The following is a 20,327-nucleotide window of genomic DNA, read 5'->3' as shown; positions in this document are numbered from 1 at the left end:
CCTCGGGGGACGGGTACGGCGTCGCGGCGGCACACGACGACAGACATACTGATCGCCAGTGCACCGGATGGACCGTATGGAACGAATGGATCGCGTGGACCCCATGATCCCGATGTCCCCCGGGGACGACGTCGGACCGGCCGCCGACGCCTATGCGGACGCGCCGCTGCTGAACTGTCTGCTGCGGGAAATGGGGGAACCCGCCGGCGATCAGGGCGTGTACCGGCTGCGCTCCGGCGGCAGGCTGCTGCGCGTACGCGGGGACCGCCGCCCCCGCGACCCCGAGGTGTACGCAGGCGGCGCCTGGCACCGGCTGACCCATGCCGAGCTGGTGAAACTCGTCGCCGAGGAACTGCGCCGGGGCACCGGTCTGTCCAATTCCGAGCTGCCCGGCGAGATGGTCGACAGCCGGGACGCGGTGGCCGCGCTGCTCGGCGCGCGCGCCCGCGCGACGCCGCCGGACGACCCGTATCTGCGCTCCGAACAGTCCCTGATCACCGGCCATCCCCACCATCCGGCGCCCAAGGCCCGCGGCGGCGGCCCCGTCACCGGATGGCTGCCCTACGCGCCCGAGGCGTACGCCCGTTTCCCGCTGGTCCTGCTGGGGGTGCGCGCGGACACGGTCGTGGAGGAGGGCGACACCACGGCGCTCGACGCGCTCGCCGAGGCCCCGCCCGGCTACCGGCTGCTGCCCGCCCATCCCTGGCAGCTGGACCTGGTCGGCGCCCGCCCGGAGATCCGCGACGCCTTCGCGGACGGCCGCCTCGTACGGCTCGGCCGGACCGGGTGTGCCGTCTGGCCGACGGCCGCCGTCCGCACGCTGTACGCGCCCGAGGCGGACCTCTTCCTGAAGTTCAGCCTCGATGTGCGCATCACCAACGACGTACGCCGGCTGTGGCGCCACGACCTGCTGAAACTCCGCCGCACGGACGAGGCGGCGGCGAACGCCTTCGCCGCGGCGCGCGGGCCCGCGGCGTGGCTGAGCGACCGCGGCTACCGCACCGCCGGCTTCGCCTTCGAGGAACTGGCCGTCCTCGTCCGCGACGGGCTCGCCCCCCATCTCCTGCCCGGTACCACCCCGCTCCTCGCGGCCGCCCTGGTGGAGGGCTTCGACGGCAACCCGCTCGACCGGCTCGACGATCCGAGGGCCTGGTGGGCGGCGTATCTGCGCCAGGTGGTGCCGCCGGTGCTGGACGCGTTCGCCCGCCACGGGGTCGTCCTCGAGGCGCACCTCCAGAACACGCTGGTCGCCGTGGACGCCGACGGCATGCCCGTCCAGGCGCTCTTCCGGGATGCGGAAGGGGTGAAGCTGCTGCCCGACGTGAGCCGGGCGGCCGGCTGGGAGCGGCTCGTGTACTGCCTGGTCGTCAACCACCTCGCCGAGCTCGCGGCCCTGCTCGCCGAACGCCGGCCGGGAACGGACCCGTGGCCGGCGGTACGACGGGAACTGGCGCGCCACGACCTCCCCGAAGTCGGAGAACTGCTGGCCTCACCCACGCTCCCCGGCAAGACGAACCTCCTCCTGCGGTGGACGGGCGCGGACGGTGCGGACGCCCGCTATCTGCCGCTGCCCAACCCCCTGGCCCGCGCATAAATCCGATCACTCGGGTGAGCGACTGTTTTACAGTGGCCGGTGTGCTGCGCGAAGTGACTGCCGTTCGATACGTGACCCCGTTGCGGGCGGGCGGCTCCGTCCCCGGAGTCGTCGAGGCCGACGACCTGGGGACCTACGTCGTGAAGTTCACCGCCTCGGCGCAGGGCCGCAAGGCGCTGGTCGCCGAGGTGATCGTCGGCGAGCTGGCGCGCCGCCTCGGACTGCGCTTTCCCGAGCTCGTCCTCGTCCACTTCGACCCGACGGTCGCCGAGCACGAGCCGCACCAGGAGGTCCAGGACCTCCTCCACGCCAGCGCCGGAGTCAATCTCGGCATGGACTACCTGCCGGGCGCCGAGGACTTCACCCCGGAGATCGCGAAGACCTTCGACGTCGACCCGCTGGAGGCCGGCAAGGTGATCTGGCTGGACGCCCTCACGGTGAACGTCGACCGCACGGTGCACAGCTCGAACCTGATGATCTGGCCCACGTTCGGCATCGCGCCCCCGAGGCTGTGGCTGATCGACCACGGCGCCGCCCTCGTCTTCCACCACCGGTGGGACGCCTCGTCCCCGGAGAAGGCGTACGACTTCCGCTCGCACGCGCTCGGTGGTTACGCCCCCGACACCCGTGCCGCGGACGCCGAGCTGGCACCCCGGGTGACGGAGGAGCTGCTGCGTGAGGTGCTGGCGGAGGTGCCCGACGCCTGGCTGGCCGACGAACCGGGCTTCGACACCCCCGACGACGTACGCGCCGCCTACGTCGGCTACCTCGCCGCCCGCGTCAGGGCCTCCGGGACCTGGCTCCCCACGGACTTCCCCACCCGAGAACAACTCACCGCCGAGGACGCCCATCGCGCGGCGAAGACCCGGGCGGGCCGCCCCAACTGGCTCAAACGGGTCCCGGACCTGCACGGCAAACCGGCGGCTGAACAGGATTGGTCGGTGCACCTCGGATGACCACCCCGCACACTCATCGCGTCCAGATCGAGTACTGCACCCAGTGCCGCTGGCTGCCCCGGGCGGCCTGGCTGGCCCAGGAACTGCTCACGACGTTCGAGACCGAGCTGACGGAGCTGGCGCTCAAGCCGGGCACCGGGGGCGTCTTCGTCGTCCGCGTGGACGACGAGGTGGTATGGGACCGGCGGGAGCAGGGCTTTCCGGAGCCGACGGCCGTGAAGCGGCTCGTACGCGACCGAGTGGCCCCGGAGAAGTCCCTGGGCCACTCGGAGAGGTGACCGCTCAGCCGGCGAGCTGTTCGTACGCGGGCAGGGTGAGGAAGTCCGCGTAGTCCTCGTCCAGCGCCACCTTCAGCAGCAGGTCGTGGGCCTGCTGCCAGTTCCCGGCCGCGAAGGCCTCCTCGCCGAGTTCGGCGCGGAGGTTCGCGAGTTCCTCGGCGGCGACCTTGCGGGCCAGCTCGGGAGTGGCCTTCTCGCCGTTCTCGAACTCGACGCCCGCGTTGATCCACTGCCAGATCTGCGAACGTGAGATCTCCGCCGTGGCCGCGTCCTCCATGAGGTTGAAGATGGCGACCGCGCCGAGGCCGCGCAGCCAGGCCTCGATGTAGCGGATACCGACCTGCACGGCGTTGACCAGCCCGTTGTACGTCGGCTTGGCCTCCAGGGAGTCGATGGCGATCAGGTCGCCGGGCGCCACGGACACGTCCTCGCGGAGGCGGTCCTTCTGGTTCGGCTTGTCGCCGAGCACCGCGTCGAAGGACGCCATCGCGATCGGGACGAGGTCGGGGTGCGCGACCCAGGAGCCGTCGAAGCCGTCGCCCGCCTCGCGGTCCTTGTCGGCCTTGACCTTCTCGAAGGCGACCTTGTTGACCTCTTCGTCGCGCCGGGACGGGATGAACGCCGCCATGCCGCCGATCGCGTGCGCGCCGCGCTTGTGGCAGGTGCGGACCAAAAGTTCGGTGTAGGCGCGCATGAACGGGGCCGTCATCGTGACCGCGTTGCGGTCCGGCAGGACGAACTTGGCGCCGCCGTCACGGAAGTTCTTGACGATGGAGAACAGGTAGTCCCAGCGGCCCGCGTTCAACCCGGAGGCGTGGTCGCGGAGTTCGTAGAGGATCTCCTCCATCTCGTACGCGGCCGTGATCGTCTCGATCAGGACGGTGGCGCGGACCGTGCCCTGCGGGATGCCGACGTAGTCCTGCGCGAAGACGAAGACGTCGTTCCAGAGGCGGGCCTCCAGGTGCGACTCCGTCTTGGGGAGGTAGAAGTACGGGCCCTTGCCGAGGTCCAGCAGGCGCCGCGCGTTGTGGAAGAAGTACAGGCCGAAGTCGACGAGCGCGCCCGGGACGGGCCTGCCCTGCGAGTCGACGAGATGACGCTCGTTCAGGTGCCAGCCGCGCGGCCGCATGACGACGGTCGCCAGCTCCTCATTCGCCTTGAGGGCGTACGACTTGCCGGACTTCGGGTCCGTGAAGTCGATGTTCCGCGTGTACGCGTCCGTCAGGTTGAGCTGCCCGACGACCACGTTCTCCCAGGTGGGCGCGGAGGCGTCCTCGAAGTCCGCGAGCCACACCCTCGCGCCGGAGTTGAGGGCGTTGATGGTCATCTTGCGGTCGGTGGGGCCGGTGATCTCGACGCGGCGGTCGTTCAGCGCGGCCGGCGCGGGGGCCACCTTCCAGGACTCGTCCGCGCGGACGGCGGCGGTCTCCGGGAGGAAGTCGAGCGTGGAGGTGCGGGCGATCTCGGCGCGGCGCTGCGCGCGACGGGCGAGGAGCTCGTCACGCCGGGGCGTGAACAGCCGGTGCAGCTCGGCCACGAAGGCGAGGGCCGCGTCGGTGAGGACCTCTTCCTGCCGGGGCAGGGGCTCGGCGTCGACGAGGGCCAGCGGGGACGGCGCTGGTGCGGACATGAGCTGTCACTTCCTTCAGCGAGCTACGGATACGGACCGCGCGCGTGCGCGCGTCGACGCGGCACCGGGTGCCAGGGGCCGCGGATGCGGCTGGGGGCGCCTCGGGAGCGGTCCGGCGCTTCTGAACAGTGGATAGTAGTTTCCTCATGGTGGAAGTTCAATGGTTTGTTGATGTCGAGATTCTCAGAGTCGACAGAAGATGGCGCTCAGTGCCACCCCGTTCACTCCAGGTGGACGAGGTCGGCGACCGTGTCGATGTCGTACGCCTCGGCCACGTCCCCGCACTCGACAAGGGTGATCGCGGACTCATGGGCCTTGAGGTAGGCGCGGGCGCCCCGGTCGCCGGTCGCGCTCGCGGCGACGGCCGCCCAGTGGGCGGCGCCGAACAGGACGGGGTGGCCGCGCACTCCGTCGTACGCGGCCGAGGCGAGGGTCGAGGGGGACGTGTACGCCGCCCGTACCCGGGCCACCGCCGCCGGTCCGATCCCCGGCTGGTCGACGAGCGACACCAGCGCGGCGCGTACCCCCGTTCCATGCATCGCCTCCAGCCCGGCCCGCAGGGAGGTGCCCATGCCCAGCTCCCAGTCCGGGTTGTCCACGAGGATGCAGCCGGGCAGCACCGCGCGCTCCCGTACGGCGGCGGCCTGGGCGCCCAGGACGACATACACGCGGGTGGATCCGGCCGCCCGCAGCACTCCGGCCACATGTTCGACAAGGGGGCGCCCTCGGTGTTCCAGGAGCGCCTTGGGCCGGCCCCCGAGCCGACGCCCGCCACCGGCCGCCAGCAGGAGCCCCGCCACCAGGTCCTCGTTCTCGGTCATTCCCCCTGCATACCCGACCCGGCTCGGGTGTGCGCTCGAACCCGCGCGGACCGGGTGATGTCCATGGACTGAATTTCGGTCCTCGGAGTGGCGCCCACCACACCGGGTGGCGTTTACTGACCCGGTTCCCCGGCGCCCATCGTCGGCGCGGGGAACTGAGCGACGTACGAAGGACATTCGCACAACGGCGTGCGAGGGGGAGAGCTGTGTTGCGGAGCTTGGGGCAGAGGCCAGTGACCGGCAGCGACGAGGACCCGAGGGTGGCAGGGCTGCGGACCGCCGTGTCCCGGCTGCGCCGCGAACTCGCCGCGCATCCCGTCGAGTTCCCCGACCGGGGCATCGCCGAGGACGAACTGGCCGCACTGGCGGCGATGGCCGTCGGCGGAGTCCCCGAGATCCCGCGGTTACGCCGCTCACTGCTGCTGATCGCCGGCGCGATCGGCTCGGTCAGCGCGCTGGCCCGGGGCCTCGCGGACGTACGCGGCGCGGTGGAGCTGTTCGGGGAACCACCGAGGCGCGGCTAGGCCCTGTCGTCACCTTCCCGTCGCCTGCGCGGAGGGCGGGCTCAGGTCCGTCCGAGGGATCAGGACGGTTCCACATGGCGGCCGCGCGGTGCTCGGCACCGACGAGATTCGGCGCGCGGCGTGATCGGCTCCCCGGCCGGCCCGCGCCGCCGCCGCTCGCCGGGCGCGGCGCGTGCCTCATGCCCGGCGCGTGCCTCATGCCCGGCGTGGCGACGGGCTCCAAGACGGTGCCATGGGAGGGCCGGGCTCCATGACGGTGCGAGAGCCGGGCTGGTGAGGGCCCGGCCCCGCCGTCGGTCCCGGGCCGGGGCCGGGCCGTGAGATCGGGTCAGGCCGTCGGCCCCGAAGTCGCCAGCGCCTCCGAAAGCTCCGCCGCCACCTGCTGAAGCACCGGCACGATCTTCTCCGTCGCCTCCTCGGTGACCCGGCCCGCCGGGCCGGAGATGGAGATGGCCGCGGCGGTCGGCGAGTCCGGTACGGACACCGCGAGGCACCGGACTCCTATCTCCTGCTCGTTGTCGTCGATCGCGTAGCCGAGCCGGCGCACCTCTTCGAGCGCGGCGAGGAAGCCGTCAGGAGTGGTGATCGTCTTCTCCGTGGCGGCGGGCATCCCGGTACGGGCCAGCAGCGCGCGCACCTCGTTCGCCGGCGTGTTCGCGAGCAGTGCCTTGCCCACGCCGGTGGAGTGCGGGAGCACCCGGCGGCCGACCTCGGTGAACATGCGCATCGAGTGCTTGGACGGCACCTGGGCGACATAGACGATCTCGTCGCCGTCGAGAAGCGCCATGTTCGCCGTCTCGCCGGTCTCCTCGACCAGGCGTGCGAGATAGGGGCGGGCCCAGGTGCCGAGCAGCCGGGACGCGGACTCGCCGAGCCGGATGAGGCGGGGGCCGAGGGCGTACCGGCGGTTGGGCTGCTGGCGTACGTAACCGCAGGCCACGAGGGTGCGCATCAGGCGGTGAATGGTCGGCAGGGGCAGCCCGCTGCTCGCGGACAGCTCGCTGAGGCCGACTTCGCCACCGGCGTCCGCCATCCGTTCGAGCAGGTCGAAGGCGCGCTCGAGGGACTGGACACCACCGCTCGGGGCGGGCGACTTGGCGGAGTCGGTGGTGCTGGCGCTGGACGTCGGCACGGCGCGTTCCTTTCGGGTGGTCAGGAAGAGCTGAAGCCTACCTGTCGGTCGGTTGACTCTCCGGTTGTGCGTAGTTACATTCTGCCTACCGAAACTATAATTCCGCTTTGTGGAAACGTCCAGGCTGGGTGCGTCGAGGGTGGGGTGGAGAGGTTCACTCTTGACGGTGGGGGGCCGTGGGTGAAGACTCCTTCAACAGAACGTTGAATTTCGTTACGCGGAAGTAAACAGCGGCATGGAAGGGGCCCGGGTGTCCGACGTCGAACTGGTGCTGCGCTCGACGCGCGTCATCACTCCCGAGGGGACGCGCCCCGCCGCGGTCGCGGTCGCCGCGGGGAAGATCACGGCGGTGCTGCCGCACGACGCCGAGGTGCCGGCCGGCGCCCGCCTGGAGGACCTCGGCGACGACGTGCTGCTGCCCGGCCTGGTCGACACCCACGTGCACGTCAACGACCCCGGGCGCACCCACTGGGAGGGCTTCTGGACGGCGACGCGCGCCGCGGCCGCCGGGGGCATCACCACCCTGGTCGACATGCCGCTCAACTCCCTCCCGCCGACCACGACGGTCGGCAATCTGCGCACCAAGAGGGACGTGGCCGCCGACAAGGCGCACATCGACGTCGGTTTCTGGGGCGGCGCACTGCCCGACAACGTCAAGGACCTGCGGCCGCTGCACGACGCGGGCGTCTTCGGCTTCAAGGCGTTCCTGTCGCCCTCGGGCGTCGACGAGTTCCCCGAGCTGGACCAGGAGCGGCTGGCCCGGTCGATGGCCGAGATCGCCGGCTTCGGCGGACTGCTCATCGTCCACGCCGAGGACCCGCACCACCTCGCCGCCGCCCCCCAGCGGGGCGGCCCCAGGTACACCGACTTCCTCGCCTCGCGCCCGCGCGACGCCGAGGACACCGCTATCGCGAACCTCCTCGCGCAGGCGAAGCGCCTCAACGCGCGCGTGCACGTGCTGCACCTGTCGTCGAGCGACGCGCTGCCGCTGATCGCCGGCGCCAAGGCCGAGGGCGTACGCGTCACGGTGGAGACCTGCCCCCACTACCTCACGCTCACGGCCGAGGAAGTTCCGGACGGGGCCAGCGAGTTCAAGTGCTGCCCGCCCATCCGTGAGGCCGCCAACCAGGACCTGCTGTGGCAGGCGCTGGCCGACGGCACGATCGACTGCGTGGTCACCGACCACTCGCCCTCCACCGCCGACCTGAAGACCGATGACTTCGCGACGGCGTGGGGCGGGATCTCCGGACTCCAGCTCAGCCTGCCCGCGATCTGGACCGAGGCCCGGCGGCGCGGCCACAGCCTCGAGGACGTCGTCCGCTGGATGTCCGCACGGACGGCCCGGCTCGTCGGCCTGGCCCAGAAGGGCGCCATCGAGGCGGGCCGCGACGCCGACTTCGCGGTGCTGGCGCCCGACGAGACCTTCACCGTGGACCCGGCGGCACTTCAGCACCGCAACCGGGTCACCGCCTACGCCGGCAAGACCCTCAGCGGCGTCGTCAAGTCCACCTGGCTGCGCGGCGAACGCATCATGGCTGACGGCGAGTTCACGGAGCCGAAGGGCCGGCTCCTCAGCAGGGAACCGTAGTCCGCCCCCCCCGCGTAATCCTCCTCCGCACCCGCAGTGGCCGACTCCCGAGAGGCAGACCTGATCACCGTGACGGCGCAGCATCCATCCCCTTCGGCCCGCTTCACCGGCGACGCGAACCCCTACGGAGGCGGTGACCCGTACGCGGACTACCGCACCGCCGACTTCCCCTTCACCCAGTACGCCAACCTCGCCGACCGGCAGCTCGGCGCCGGTGTCATCGCCGCCAACGACGAGTTCTTCGCCCAGCGCGAGAACCTCCTCGTGGCCGGACGCGCCGAGTTCGACCCCGAACACTTCGGGCACAAGGGCAAGATCATGGACGGCTGGGAGACCCGCCGCCGGCGCGGCGCCTCGGCCGCACACCCGTGGCCGACGGCCGAGGACCACGACTGGGCGCTCGTACGTCTCGGCGCGCCCGGCGTCGTACGCGGCGTCGTCGTCGACACGGCCCACTTCCGGGGCAACTACCCGCAGGCGGTGTCGGTCGAGGGCGCCTCGGTACCCGGGTCCCCGTCCCCGGAGGAACTCCTCGCGGGCGACGTGAAGTGGATGACGCTCGTCCCGCGCACGGCGGTCGGCGGCCACGCGGCGAACGGCTTCGAGGTGTCGGTGGAGCAGCGCTTCACGCATCTGCGGGTCAACCAGCACCCCGACGGCGGCATCGCCCGTCTGCGGGTGTACGGCGAGGCCGTGCCGGACCCCGTGTGGCTGGCGGCGCTGGGCACCTTCGACGTCGTGGCCCTCGAGAACGGCGGCCGGGTCGAGGACGCCTCGAACCTCTTCTACTCACCCGCCACGAACACGATCCAGCCGGGCCGCTCCCGCCAGATGGACGACGGCTGGGAGACGCGGCGCCGCCGCGACCACGGCAACGACTGGATCCGCTACCAGCTGGTCGCCCGGTCCGAGATCCGCGCGATCGAGATCGACACGGCGTACCTGAAGGGCAACAGCGCCGGGTGGGCGGCGGTGTCGGTGAAGGACGGTGAGAGCGGCGAGTGGACGGAGATCCTCCCGCGCACCCGCCTGCAGCCCGACACCAACCACCGCTTCACCCTGGCCGCGCCGGTGGCCGGGACCCACGCGCGCGTGGACATCTTCCCGGACGGAGGCATCTCCCGCCTGCGCCTGTTCGGCTCCCTGACGGAGGAGGGCGCGGCGCGCCTGACGGCCAGGTACCAGGAGCTCGGCGGCTGAGGGCCGTGCTGCCTCGTGGCGCCCCGCCGGGGCGGAGTCAGGGCTGGTCGTCGCCGGCGGCGTCGCGGGCCCGGCTGTCGCGCAGCTGACGCCAGTGGGTGCGGTACAGCACGTAGTACAGGGCGACGATCACCGCACCCACCTGAAGACCCACGCCGAACTCCAGGAAGGAGTCCTCGCTCGTGAGCCGGTTGGTCAGGAAGGCGAAGTTCATGCCGAAGAATCCGGTCAGGAACGACAGCGGCAAGAAGATCATCGAGACGATGGTGAGCCGGTTGATCACGACGTTCTGCTGATCGGCGATGAGTGACGCGTAGCTGCTCGCGGCTCGCCGGGCCGCGTCCCGCAGCGCCTCGATCTCCACGAGCACCAGCTGCACGGTGTGCTCGTGCAGGCGGTTCATCGCCTGCCGTTCCGCCGAGAGGTCGTGATCCGCCATCCTGCGACGTACGAGGATCTCCTGCGCGACCGCGGCGTAGGGCAGGAACGCGCGGTGCAGGTGGGCCGCGCGCTGTCGCAGCTGGGCCAGCCGACGGACCTGCTCCGGCTGCCGTTGCTCGAACATCGCTTCCTCGAGGTCCTCGACCTCCAGATGGGCCTGCGTGATGGCCCGGCGATACGTCTCCAGGACCCCTTGCAGAAACAGGAACAGCGTCGTCACCGCGTCGGGGGGCCGGTCCTGCGGCAACTGGCCGATGAAGGTGTCGATCAGTTCGACGGGCCCCTGATGAATCGTGATGAAGTGCCGATCGCCGGCCAGGACGTGGATGTGGATGACCTGGTTGCCGCAGACCACCGGCACGACGCCGGCGGCCGTGCCCGCGTGGTACTCGACCCGGACGTGCTCGTCCGGTCTGCCGAGCCACTTCCAGGCCGCGTCATCCAGCCCGAGCCGACGGGAGAGCGGCTCGTCGTCGAGCGGGGGTTCTTCTTCCTGGTCGACGTCCACGATCACGAAACGGGAGGACGCGAGATGCTCCCGGGCCTGTGTCAGCCCCGTGCGAGCGACGACGCCCTCCGGCATCGACACCACCGAAACGATCATCGCCCCTCACCGTGGATGGCGTCGTGCGGCACTGCAACGTCCATCGGCACACTACCGCCGAAGGCCCCGCGAACGGCTGACCGCGCACAGCGCCGTGTCCCCGCCCCTCGCCGGTTTCCGGGGGACCGATGAGTCACGGGTGCCGGTGGGGTCTGTCCTGAGGACGGGGACCCCACCGAAGGAAGAAGGCAGCTGTCATGGGCAAGCTCACCCTCACCGCTTTTGTCACCCTCGACGGTGTCCACCAAGCTCCCGGCGGACCCGAGGAGGACCGCAGCGACGGCTTCGAGCAGGGCGGCTGGAGCGTCCCGTACGGGGACGAGGACTTCGGACGGTTCGTGACCGACGCCTTCGCCCGCGTGGACGCCTTCCTGCTCGGCAGGCGCACGTACGAGATCTTCGCCGGCTACTGGCCGAAGGTCACCGACCCCGCCGACCCGATCGCCGCCAAGCTCAACTCCCTGCCGAAGTACGTCGCCTCGTCGAGCCTCACGGACCCCGCCTGGTCCGGTACGACCGTGATCCGCGGCGACCTCGCCAAGGAGGTCGCCGCCCTCAAGGAGCGCACCGCCCGCGAGCTCCAGGTCCACGGCAGCGGTGCCCTCGCCCGGTCCCTCCTCGCGCTCGATCTGATCGACACCGTGCACCTGCTGACCTTCCCGGTCGTACTGGGGGCCGGCCGCCGCCTGTTCGCCGAGGGCGCCGTCCCCACCGCGTTCCGGCACGTCTTTGGCAGCACCACGGGCGCGGGCGTGGCGATCCACACGTACGAACGGGCGGGCCGTCCGACGTACGGCAGCTACTGAAGCGTCCGCTGCCGAAGCGTCCGCCGAAACCGTGTAGCCCTCACGCATCCTCGCCGGTACGGTGATCGTTCCCTGTGAGAGCCGCCGACGTCTCCACGCCCGTCCGCCCGCTGGAGACCGCTCCCATGTCGTCGATCGCCGTACCCGGCGCGCTCGCGCCCCGCCGTGCCTGGCTCACCGACCTGCCCGTGCTGCTCGTCGCGGTGGTGTGGGGAGCCAGCTATCTCGCGGCCAAGGACATCACCACGGCGCGGACGGTGATCGCCGTCCTGGTGCTGCGCTTCGGCGTCGTCCTGCCCGTGCTGGTGATCGCCGGACGGCGTTCGCTGCGCGCGCTGAGCGCCGCGCAGTGGCGCGGGGCGGCGCTGCTGGGGCTGATCCTGAGCGGGATCTTCCTCCTGGAGACGTACGGCGTCGTCCACACCTCGGCGACCAACGCGGGCCTCATCATCAGCCTCACCATGATCTTCACGCCGCTCGCCGAGGCGGCCGTGACCCGGGCGCGGCCCCCGCGGGCCTTCCTCGCCGCGGCCGGGGTCTCCGTGCTCGGCGTCGTGCTGCTCACCCAGGGCGGCGGGTTCACCCGCCCCTCGCTCGGCGATCTGCTGATGCTGCTCGCGGCCCTCGCCCGCACCGTCCACGTGCTCGCCATGTCCCGCGTCAAGTCCGTTCAGGGCGCCGACGCGCTGCCCCTGACCACGGTCCAACTGGGTGCCGCGGTCGCCGTGTTCGCGGTGCTCTCGACCGGCACCGACGCGACCGTGTGGGGCACGGCCGCGGGCTTCGGGGCGCGGGAGTGGGGCGGGCTGCTCTTCCTCGCGGCGTTCTGCACGCTCTTCGCGTTCTGCGTACAGATGTGGGCCGTACGCCGGACCTCGCCGTCCCGGGTCAGCCTGCTGCTCGGCACCGAGCCGCTGTGGGCCGCCGCCGCGGGGATCACCCTCGGCGGCGAACGTCTCGGCGCGTTGGGGCTGATGGGGGGCGTTCTCGTCCTCGCGGGGACCGCGTGGGGGCGCCGGGCGGCAGGTTAACTCCCGGAAAATTCAACGGACTCGGCGGGAGAAATCAGTTGCCTTGACATTGACATGTCATGGTCTACGCGCGTCATTCTAGAGCCATGAGATTCCCCCCACGAATCACTCGTATCAGCGCCGCAGCCGCGCTCCTGTCCGCCCTGCTCGTGGGCGGCACGGTCTCCGCGACGACCGCGGATGCCACGGCCGCCTCGGTCGGCAGCATCTGCTACAGCGACCTGCCGTCCCAGGCGTACGACACGCTCGATCTGATCGAGTCGAACGGCCCCTTCCCGTACTCGCAGGACGGGGCCGTCTTCCAGAACCGGGAAGGCGTCCTGCCCACGCAGTCCAGCGGCTACTACCACGAGTACACCGTGAAGACGCCCGGCTCCTCGACGCGCGGTGCCCGCCGCATCGTCACGGGCAAGCAGACCCAGGAGGACTACTACACCTCGGACCACTACGTCACGTTCGACCTGATCGACTTCGACTGCTGAGTCACACGTCGAGCGCTGAGCCGATGTGCTGAGTGGACGTGCTGAGCCGATGTGCTGAGCCGACGTCCGGCTCTCGAGGAACGGCGCGACCAGGCCGGAGGCCTGCACAGGAAGACCCTCGCCCCGCGGACCCCCCACGCTCACCGGCCGCGGGGCGAGGCCTGTCCGTCCGAAGCCGCGGCCTCCCCGCAGGCAGCCGCGCCGAAAGTCTTCGAGTGGACGACTTTGGTCGTCGGTCGCGTCGGCGGGGAGGTGCCGGCGGCCGTCCCTGCGTAAATTTGTCGACCGTGAGCAGTGACAAGCCGGCGCCTTCCCCGGGGGCGTCGACATACCGGGCCGTGTTCGAGCGGATGGTGCCGGCTCGGTCCGGCCCGCGGCCGCCGGGGCTGCCGGAGCCGGCCGTGCCGCTGTCGTACGGGCTGCCCCGGCAGCGGTGGTTCCTGCCGTCCGCCGTGATCGCAGCGCTGGACGCCGGCGGCGCGGAGCGTGGCCGGCATCCGCGGCGTACCGTGCGGGACTGGATCGTCGACCTCGGCTGCGTCCTGCTGGCCGTGGTCATCGGGATCGCCGCCGCGGAGGCGGTGACCCGGGAGCACGACATCCCGCACGGCCTGGCCGTCGCCGACCAATGGCTCGGCGCGTCGGCCTGTGCGGCGGTGTGGCTGCGGCGCCGCCGGCCGCTCGGGCTCGCCGTGGCGATGATGCCGGTCGGGCTGATCTCGAACACCGCGGGCGGCGCGGGCCTGATCGCCCTCTTCACCCTCGCCGTGCACCTGCCCTTCCGGTACGTCGCGTGGGTCGGCGGCATCCAGCTCGCGCTGCTCCCGGGCGTCTACTGGCTGCGCCCGGACCCCGATCTGCCCTATGTCGCCGCCGTGGCCGTCGCCGGGCTGCTGACCGTGACGGTGGTCGGCTGGGGGATGTTCGTACGATCCAAGCGGCAGCTCGTGCTGAGTCTGCGGGACCGGGCGCGGCGCGCCGAGACGGAGGCGGAGCTGCGGGCCGAGCAGGCGCAGCGGCTGGCCAGGGAGGCCATCGCGCGCGAGATGCACGACGTGCTCGCCCACCGGCTGACGCTGCTGAGCGTGCACGCCGGCGCGCTGGAGTTCCGCCCCGACGCGCCCCGGGAGGAGATCGCGCGGGCGGCCGGGGTGATCCGGGAGAGCGCGCACGAGGCGTTGCAGGACCTGCGGGAGATCATCGGCGTGCTGCGGGCGGGCGACGCCGACGACGCGGGCCGCCCGCAACCGACGCTCGCCGCCCTCGACGGGCTGGTCGCCGAGTCCCGCGAGGCCGGTATGAAGATCGTCCTCGACCACCGGGTGACCGCCCCCGCCGCGGTCCCCGCCTCCATCGGCCGCACCGCGTACCGCATCGTCCAGGAGGGCCTGACGAACGCGCGCAAGCACGCGCCCGGCGCCGAGGTCACGGTGACCGTGGCGGGCGCCCCGGGCGACGGCCTCACCGTCTCCGTGCGCAATCCCGCGCCGCCGGGCGACGTACCCCATGTCCCCGGCTCCGGTCAGGGCCTGATCGGCCTCATGGAACGCGCGACCCTGGCGGGCGGCCGACTCGACCACGGTGCGGAGGGCGACGGCGGGTTCGGGCTGCGGGCTTGGCTGCCGTGGCCGGGGCCGGGGCCGGATCCCCGGTAGCGGGGCGGCGGGAGGCCGAACAGCCCGGCCCGGGGCGTCGTGCGGGAGCCCGAGTTCGGCCGTGCGGGAGCCCGAGGCCGAGCGCCCGCCCCTCCGGGGGCCTCACCCGGCGCGCCCCACCACCCGATGCCCCGCCGTGCCGTACACCCATGCCGACGTGTCGTCGATGAAGTCCGCCGGGAAGCCCGCGCGGAAGTCCGTCGCACTCTCGAGCGCGGCCAACACCTCCGTCGGCAGGGTCAGTTCGGCCGCGCCCAGGTTTTCCACGAGCTGCTCCACGCGACGGGCGCCGAGGATCGGGTGCACGGCGGGGGAGTGGGCCATCGTCCAGGCGATGGCCACCTGCGCGCAGGAGACGCCGAGTTCGTCGGCCGCGGACTGCACGGCCTCGGCCTCGGCCCGCTCGCGGTCACCGATCGCCTCCGCCGGCAACCGGGCCGCCGTGCCCGGCTCCAGGCCGCCGGGGCGGGTGTACTTGCCGGACAGGATGCCGTTCTGCAACGGGCTCCAGGCCGCCACCGACATGCCGAACGCCTCGGCCATCGGCAGCAGTTCGCGCTCGATGTCGCGGTTGAGCAGGCTGTAGGGGACCTGGAGCGCCGAGAACGGCGTCCACCCCCGCCATTCCGCGAGCGTGTTGGCCCGCGACACCACCCAGGCCGGGACATCCGATATGCCCACGTACAGCACCTTCCCGGACCGCACGGCGTCGTCGAGGGCCCGTACGGTCTCCTCGATCGGGGTGTTCCGGTCCCAGATGTGCACCCAGTAGACGTCGATGTAGTCGGTGCCCAGCCTGCGCAGGCTCGTCTCCAGCGAAAGCGTCAGGTTCTTGCGGTGGTTGCCCGCGGCATTGGGGTCGGCGCCGTCGCGCGAGATGGTGTACTTGGTGGAGAGGACGAACCGGTCGCGCTGCCCCTTGAGCAGCTCGCCGACGATCGTCTCGCTCTCCCCGCCCCGGTAGTTGATGGCGGTGTCGATCACATTGCCGCCGGCCTCCGCGTACGCGTCCAGGATGCGCGCGCACTCCGGCCTCGGCGCACCCACCCCGCCCTGTTCGCCGAACGTCATGGCGCCGAGGAACAGCTCGGAGACGCGGAGGCCGGTCCGCCCTAAGAGTCGATAACGCACTGAAACCCTCCGTCGATCGGTACGCCTCACAGCGATTGACTGTGACGTTGGCCGACGCCGACTGTTAATGTCAACAATTGTTGACAGCCGTTGACAGCCGCGGTCGATCGGTGGGGATTGTCGTAGCGCATCACTACGGTGGTCCCATGACTGCGATCCGACTGCTCCTCGTCGACGACGACCCCCTGGTGAGGGCCGGCCTGTCCCTCATGATGGGCGGCGCCGCCGACATCGAGATCGTCGGCGAGGCCGCCGACGGCAGCGAGGTGGAGCAACTCGTCGACCGCACCCGCCCGGACGTCGTCCTCATGGACATCCGCATGCCGACGCTGGACGGACTCGCCGCCACCGAGCTGCTCCGGGGCCGCGCGGACGCCCCGCAGGTCGTGGTCCTCACCACCTTCCACGCCGATGAGCAGGTGCTGCGGGCCCTGCGCGCGGGTGCCGCCGGATTCGTCCTCAAGGACACCCCGCCGGCGCAGCTCCTCGACGCGGTACGGCGGGTCGCGGGTGGTGATCCCGTGCTCTCGCCCGCCGTCACGCGCCAGTTGATGCTCCACGCGGCGGGCGGCTCCCCCGACACGCGCAGGGCGACCGCCCGCGACCGGATCGCCGCGCTCAACGACCGCGAACGCGAGGTGGCCGTCGCGGTGGGCCGGGGCGGCTCCAACGCGGCGATCGCCGCCGAGCTGTACATGAGCGTCGCCACGGTCAAGACCCACGTCTCCCGCATCCTCGCCAAGCTCGACCTCAACAACCGGGTGCAGATAGCCCTGCTGACGTACGACGCCGGGCTGCTGGAGGCGGACGGGCACTAGGCGGGGGCCTCGCGCGTTGTCACGGGTGGAAGGGGGAGCTCATGGGGAATGTGATCGACCTGGGAGAGTACGGCGCGCGGTTCACGGAGGACCCGTATCCGGTGTACGCGGAGCTGCGCGAGCGGGGTCCCGTCCACTGGGTGCGCACCCCGCCGCCCGAGGCGTTCGAGGGCTGGCTCGTCGTCGGACACGAGGAGGCGCGTGCCGCCCTCGCCGACCCGAGACTGTCCAAGGACGGCACCAAGAAGGGGCTCACCTCGCTGGACGTGGAGCTGATGGGCCCCTATCTGCTGGTCGTCGATCCGCCGGAGCACACCCGGCTGCGCAGCCTCGTCGCCCGCGCGTTCACCATGCGGCGCGTGGAGGCGCTGCGCCCGCGCATCCAGGAGATCACCGACGGACTGCTGGACGAGATGCTGCCGCGGGGCCGGGCCGACCTCGTGGACTCCTTCGCCTACCCACTGCCGATCACCGTCATCTGTGAGCTGCTCGGCGTGCCGGACATCGACCGGGTGACGTTCCGAGCCCTGTCGAACGAGATCGTGGCACCCACCGGCGGCGACGCGGAGCTCGCCGCCTACGAGAGGCTGGCCGCGTACCTCGACGAGCTGATCGATGACAAGAGGTCCACGGCACCCGCCGACGACCTGCTCGGCGACCTCATCCGCACCAGGGCGGAGGACGACGACCGGCTGTCCGGCGAAGAGCTGCGCGCGATGGCGTTCATCCTGCTGGTCGCGGGCCACGAGACGACGGTCAACCTGATCACGAACGGGGTGCACACCCTGCTCACGCATCCGGACCAACTGGCCGCGCTGCGAGCCGACATGACGCTCCTCGACGGCGCCGTGGAGGAGGTGCTGCGCTTCGAGGGACCGGTCGAGACGGCGACGTACCGCTATGCGGCCGAGTCGATGGAGATAGGCGGTACGGCCATCGCGGAGGGCGACCCGGTGATGATCGGGCTCGACGCCGCCGGCCGTGACCCGGCGCGTCATCCGGACCCGCACGTCTTCGACATCCACCGCGCCCCCCAGGGCCACCTCGCCTTCGGGCACGGCATTCACTACTGCCTGGGCGCACCGCTGGCCCGGCTCGAAGCCAGGGTGGCCCTGAGGTCACTCCTGGAGCGCTGCCCCGACCTGGCGCTCGACGGCCCACCGGGCGCCAGGCCGCCGGGCATGCTGATACGCGGGGTGCGGCGGCTCCCGGTGCGCTGGTAGGGGCGTACCGTCGTCGCGGACACCGCGGGGAGACACCCCGACCGCACGGACGCACCGGAGGCCCGCCCTCATGAACGCCCCCGCCACCCTGGACCTCTCCTCGGCCCAGCAGGCGCTGGACAGCCAGCCCTTCAGCCGGCTGCTCGGTACGCGGATCACCGCGTTCGGGGACGGCGCGGCCACGCTTGAGGTCGGCATCCGCGAGGAACTCCACCAGCAGAACGGCTTCCTGCACGGCGGAGTCCTCTCCTACGCCGCCGACAACGCGATCACGTTCGCGGGCGGCGCGGCCCTCGGCCCGGCGGTCCTCACCGGCGGCTTCTCCATCCAGTACGTCCGCCCGGCTCTCGGCCACACCCTCGTGGCCCGCGCCGAGGTGGTGCACGCGGGCCGCCGCCAGGCCGTCGTCCGCTGCGACCTGCTCACCGTGACCGAGGACGGCACCGAAGCCCTGTGCGCGGTCGCCCAGGGCACGGTGCTGACGGCCGGGGCCTGACCTCGGTTCGTGGGCGTCTTAGTCCCGCCCGCCCGCGATCTCCCCGAGCTGCACCGGGCGCCGCTCGTGCCGGGACAGCTCGCAGGCCTCCGCGACGCGCAGCGCCTGGAGTGCCTCGCGGCCGTCGCAGGGGTTGGCGCGCTCGCCGCGCACCACCTCGACGAACGCGGCCAGCTCCGCCTCGTACGCGGGCCCGAAGCGCTCGAGGAAGCCGGTCCACGGCTTGTCCGCGGGCGGCGGCCCGGCCGGTTCCGTGGAGGCGATCGGCGTCCGGTCGTCCAGACCGACCGCGACCGTGTCCAGCTCACCTGCCAGTTCCATGCGGACGTCGTAGCCGGCCCCGTTGATGCGGGTCGCCGTCGCCGTGGCGAGCGTGCCGTCGTCGAGCGTGAGGACCACCGCGGCCGTGTCGACGTCCTGGGCCTCGCGGAACATCGCGGGCCCGGCATCGGCCCCGGTCGCGTACACCTCGACGATCTCGCGGCCGGTCACCCAGCGCACGATGTCGAAGTCGTGGACCAGGCAGTCGCGGTAGATGCCGCCGGAGAGCGGGAGGTAGTCGGGCGGGGGCGGTGACTGGTCGGCCGTCATCGCACGGACCGTGTGCAGCCGCCCCAGCCGGCCGGAGCGCACCGCCTCCCGCGCGTTCGTGTAACCCACGTCGAAGCGGCGCTGGAAACCCATCTGGAGAATCGTTCCGGCGGCGTCCACCTCGGACAGTGCGGACAGCGTGCCCGGCAGATCGACGGCGATGGGCTTCTCGCAGAACACCGGGAGCCCGGAGCGCGCCGCCCGGCCGATCAGTTCGGCGTGGGCCGCGGTCGCGGCCGTGATGATCACGGCGTCGACACCCCAGGTGAAGATCTCGTCCACGCCGGGCGCCGCGGTTTCGCCCAGGCGGTCCGCGAGTTCATGGGCCCGAGCAGGGGCGACGTCCGTGATGATGAGCGAGCCGACGTCGCGGTGGCGGCTGAGCGTGGTCGCGTGGAATGTACCGATACGACCCGCTCCGATAAGTCCGATGCGCATGGGAACAAAGTGAGGTCGGACCGGGCATTGTGTCAATGGTTTGTCCGGACAACCGAACTACACAACTTCCCGTCAACAATCACCGGAGCTACGCTCGGGCCGTGCCGAAACCAGAAGTGGATCCGACCGTCTCGCTCCAGCTCAGCGTCGACCGCAGCAGTCCGGTCCCGCTCTACTTCCAGCTGTCCCAGCAGTTGGAGGCCGCGATCGAGCACGGGACGCTGACCCCCGGCAGCCTGCTGGGCAACGAGATCGAGCTCGCCGCGCGGCTCGGCCTGTCCCGCCCCACGGTCCGCCAGGCCATCCAGTCCCTCGTCGACAAGGGCCTGCTCGTACGCCGACGCGGCGTCGGCACCCAGGTGGTGCACAGCCAGGTCAAGCGCCCACTGGAACTGAGCAGCCTGTACGACGACCTGGAGGCCGCCGGTCAGCGCCCGGCCACCCAGGTGCTGCTCAACACCCTCGTGCCGGCCTCCGCCGAGGTCGCGGCCGCGCTCGGGGTGGCCGAGGGCAGCGACGTGCACCAGGTGGAGCGGCTGCGCCTGGCCCACGGCGAGCCGATGGCGTACCTCTGCAACTACCTGCCGACCGGACTGCTCGGCCTGGACAGCGAGCAGCTGGAGGCGACCGGCCTGTACCGGCTGATGCGGGCCGCCGGCATCACGCTGCACAGCGCCCGGCAGTCCGTCGGCGCGCGGGCCGCCACGGCGGTGGAGGGCGAGCGGCTCGGCGAGCCCGAGGGCGCCCCGCTGCTCACGATGCAGCGCACCACCTTCGACGACACGGGCCGGGCCGTCGAGTTCGGCACCCACACCTACCGCGCCTCGCGCTACTCCTTCGAGTTCCAGCTGCTCGTACGGCCCTGAGCCGGCCGTACGTTCCTGAGGG

General features: G+C 71.7%; 20 protein-coding genes. 14 read left to right on the top strand and 6 right to left on the bottom strand.

Translation table 11 applies throughout. From position 1 onward, the window contains the following. Positions 1 to 85 precede the first annotated feature (85 nt). The 3 genes from GTY58_RS10555 to GTY58_RS10545 are packed head-to-tail and all read left to right on the top strand — an operon-like array spanning position 86 to position 2,828. Positions 86 to 1,594, top strand: coding sequence for an IucA/IucC family protein (locus GTY58_RS10555; RefSeq protein WP_037647295.1), 1,509 nt, complete (start codon positions 86 to 88; stop codon positions 1,592 to 1,594). 41 nt (positions 1,595 to 1,635) lie between these two features. Next, a complete protein-coding gene (locus tag GTY58_RS10550; RefSeq protein ID WP_010983442.1) occupies positions 1,636 to 2,550 on the top strand; it encodes a HipA family kinase in 915 nt (304 codons plus the stop codon). Continuing rightward, entirely contained in the window at positions 2,547 to 2,828 is a 282-nt protein-coding gene (locus tag GTY58_RS10545) for a SelT/SelW/SelH family protein (RefSeq protein WP_037647298.1), read from the top strand. The genes GTY58_RS10550 and GTY58_RS10545 overlap by 4 nt, the downstream gene beginning before the upstream one ends. A gap of 4 nt (positions 2,829 to 2,832) precedes the next feature. On the opposite strand, the gene aceB is transcribed toward GTY58_RS10545, so the two are convergent. Further along, a complete protein-coding gene (gene aceB, locus GTY58_RS10540) occupies positions 2,833 to 4,458 on the bottom strand; it encodes a malate synthase A (protein WP_010983440.1) in 1,626 nt (541 codons plus the stop codon). 221 nt (positions 4,459 to 4,679) lie between these two features. Next, a complete protein-coding gene (locus GTY58_RS10535; RefSeq protein WP_010983439.1) occupies positions 4,680 to 5,279 on the bottom strand; it encodes a nucleotidyltransferase family protein in 600 nt (199 codons plus the stop codon). 233 nt (positions 5,280 to 5,512) lie between these two features. Here GTY58_RS10535 and GTY58_RS10530 point away from each other — a divergent pair, with 233 nt between their 5' ends. Beyond that, the gene (locus tag GTY58_RS10530; protein WP_248844750.1) at positions 5,513 to 5,803 is read left to right on the top strand and encodes a DUF5955 family protein; all 291 of its coding nucleotides are present in this window, start codon (positions 5,513 to 5,515) and stop codon (positions 5,801 to 5,803) included. A gap of 328 nt (positions 5,804 to 6,131) precedes the next feature. Here the strand turns inward: GTY58_RS10530 and GTY58_RS10525 are convergent, their stop codons facing one another. Next, positions 6,132 to 6,935 (bottom strand): IclR family transcriptional regulator, encoded by an 804-nt coding sequence (locus tag GTY58_RS10525; protein WP_010983437.1) that lies wholly within the window; start codon positions 6,933 to 6,935, stop codon positions 6,132 to 6,134. Positions 6,936 to 7,185: 250 nt separating this feature from the next. Between GTY58_RS10525 and allB the strand changes: the two genes are divergently transcribed. Then, complete coding sequence (gene allB / locus GTY58_RS10520) at positions 7,186 to 8,523, top strand: allantoinase AllB (protein WP_010983436.1); 1,338 nt, start codon at positions 7,186 to 7,188, stop codon at positions 8,521 to 8,523. Positions 8,524 to 8,592: 69 nt separating this feature from the next. Next, positions 8,593 to 9,723: an allantoicase gene (gene alc / locus GTY58_RS10515; RefSeq protein ID WP_010983435.1), complete on the top strand. Its 1,131-nt coding sequence runs from the start codon at positions 8,593 to 8,595 to the stop codon at positions 9,721 to 9,723. Between the two features lie 37 nt (positions 9,724 to 9,760). On the opposite strand, the gene GTY58_RS10510 is transcribed toward alc, so the two are convergent. Next, positions 9,761 to 10,768 (bottom strand): CorA family divalent cation transporter, encoded by a 1,008-nt coding sequence (locus GTY58_RS10510; RefSeq protein WP_010983434.1) that lies wholly within the window; start codon positions 10,766 to 10,768, stop codon positions 9,761 to 9,763. Between the two features lie 197 nt (positions 10,769 to 10,965). Here GTY58_RS10510 and GTY58_RS10505 point away from each other — a divergent pair, with 197 nt between their 5' ends. The 4 genes from GTY58_RS10505 to GTY58_RS10490 all read left to right on the top strand — a co-directional run bounded on the left by GTY58_RS10505 (position 10,966) and on the right by GTY58_RS10490 (position 14,742). Continuing rightward, the gene (locus GTY58_RS10505) at positions 10,966 to 11,574 is read left to right on the top strand and encodes a dihydrofolate reductase family protein (protein WP_010983433.1); all 609 of its coding nucleotides are present in this window, start codon (positions 10,966 to 10,968) and stop codon (positions 11,572 to 11,574) included. 125 nt (positions 11,575 to 11,699) lie between these two features. Further along, the gene (locus GTY58_RS10500) at positions 11,700 to 12,605 is read left to right on the top strand and encodes a DMT family transporter (RefSeq protein WP_010983432.1); all 906 of its coding nucleotides are present in this window, start codon (positions 11,700 to 11,702) and stop codon (positions 12,603 to 12,605) included. An 86-nt stretch (positions 12,606 to 12,691) separates the two neighbouring features. Beyond that, complete coding sequence (locus tag GTY58_RS10495) at positions 12,692 to 13,087, top strand: ribonuclease (protein WP_010983431.1); 396 nt, start codon at positions 12,692 to 12,694, stop codon at positions 13,085 to 13,087. Between the two features lie 287 nt (positions 13,088 to 13,374). Then, positions 13,375 to 14,742, top strand: a complete 1,368-nt coding sequence (locus GTY58_RS10490) for a histidine kinase (RefSeq protein ID WP_242432230.1) — start codon at positions 13,375 to 13,377, stop codon at positions 14,740 to 14,742. Positions 14,743 to 14,844: 102 nt separating this feature from the next. Here the strand turns inward: GTY58_RS10490 and GTY58_RS10485 are convergent, their stop codons facing one another. Next, positions 14,845 to 15,873, bottom strand: a complete 1,029-nt coding sequence (locus tag GTY58_RS10485) for an aldo/keto reductase (RefSeq protein ID WP_010983429.1) — start codon at positions 15,871 to 15,873, stop codon at positions 14,845 to 14,847. 146 nt (positions 15,874 to 16,019) lie between these two features. Between GTY58_RS10485 and GTY58_RS10480 the strand changes: the two genes are divergently transcribed. The 3 genes from GTY58_RS10480 to GTY58_RS10470 all read left to right on the top strand — a co-directional run bounded on the left by GTY58_RS10480 (position 16,020) and on the right by GTY58_RS10470 (position 18,410). Beyond that, on the top strand, positions 16,020 to 16,691 hold the full coding sequence (locus GTY58_RS10480) for a response regulator transcription factor (protein ID WP_010983428.1): 672 nt from the start codon (positions 16,020 to 16,022) through the stop codon (positions 16,689 to 16,691). Positions 16,692 to 16,732: 41 nt separating this feature from the next. Next, positions 16,733 to 17,914, top strand: a complete 1,182-nt coding sequence (locus GTY58_RS10475) for a cytochrome P450 (RefSeq protein ID WP_010983427.1) — start codon at positions 16,733 to 16,735, stop codon at positions 17,912 to 17,914. Between the two features lie 70 nt (positions 17,915 to 17,984). Continuing rightward, positions 17,985 to 18,410 carry a hotdog fold thioesterase gene (locus tag GTY58_RS10470; protein WP_010983426.1) on the top strand — a complete coding sequence of 142 codons (426 nt, stop codon included), beginning with the start codon at positions 17,985 to 17,987 and terminating at the stop codon, positions 18,408 to 18,410. An 18-nt stretch (positions 18,411 to 18,428) separates the two neighbouring features. Here GTY58_RS10470 and GTY58_RS10465 read toward each other — a convergent pair whose 3' ends face one another. Further along, a complete protein-coding gene (locus GTY58_RS10465) occupies positions 18,429 to 19,439 on the bottom strand; it encodes a Gfo/Idh/MocA family oxidoreductase (protein ID WP_010983425.1) in 1,011 nt (336 codons plus the stop codon). A 116-nt stretch (positions 19,440 to 19,555) separates the two neighbouring features. On the opposite strand from GTY58_RS10465, the gene GTY58_RS10460 reads away from it, so the two are divergent. After that, entirely contained in the window at positions 19,556 to 20,305 is a 750-nt protein-coding gene (locus tag GTY58_RS10460; RefSeq protein ID WP_010983424.1) for a GntR family transcriptional regulator, read from the top strand. The last annotated feature ends 22 nt before the right edge of the window (positions 20,306 to 20,327 follow it).

This window comes from Streptomyces sp. SID5469, assembly GCF_009862865.1.
In the GTDB taxonomy this organism is placed as follows: Bacteria; Actinomycetota; Actinomycetes; order Streptomycetales; family Streptomycetaceae; genus Streptomyces; species Streptomyces avermitilis.
The sequence above is the reverse complement of the archived record's forward strand: the minus strand, read 5'-3'. Positions and strand labels throughout refer to the sequence as shown.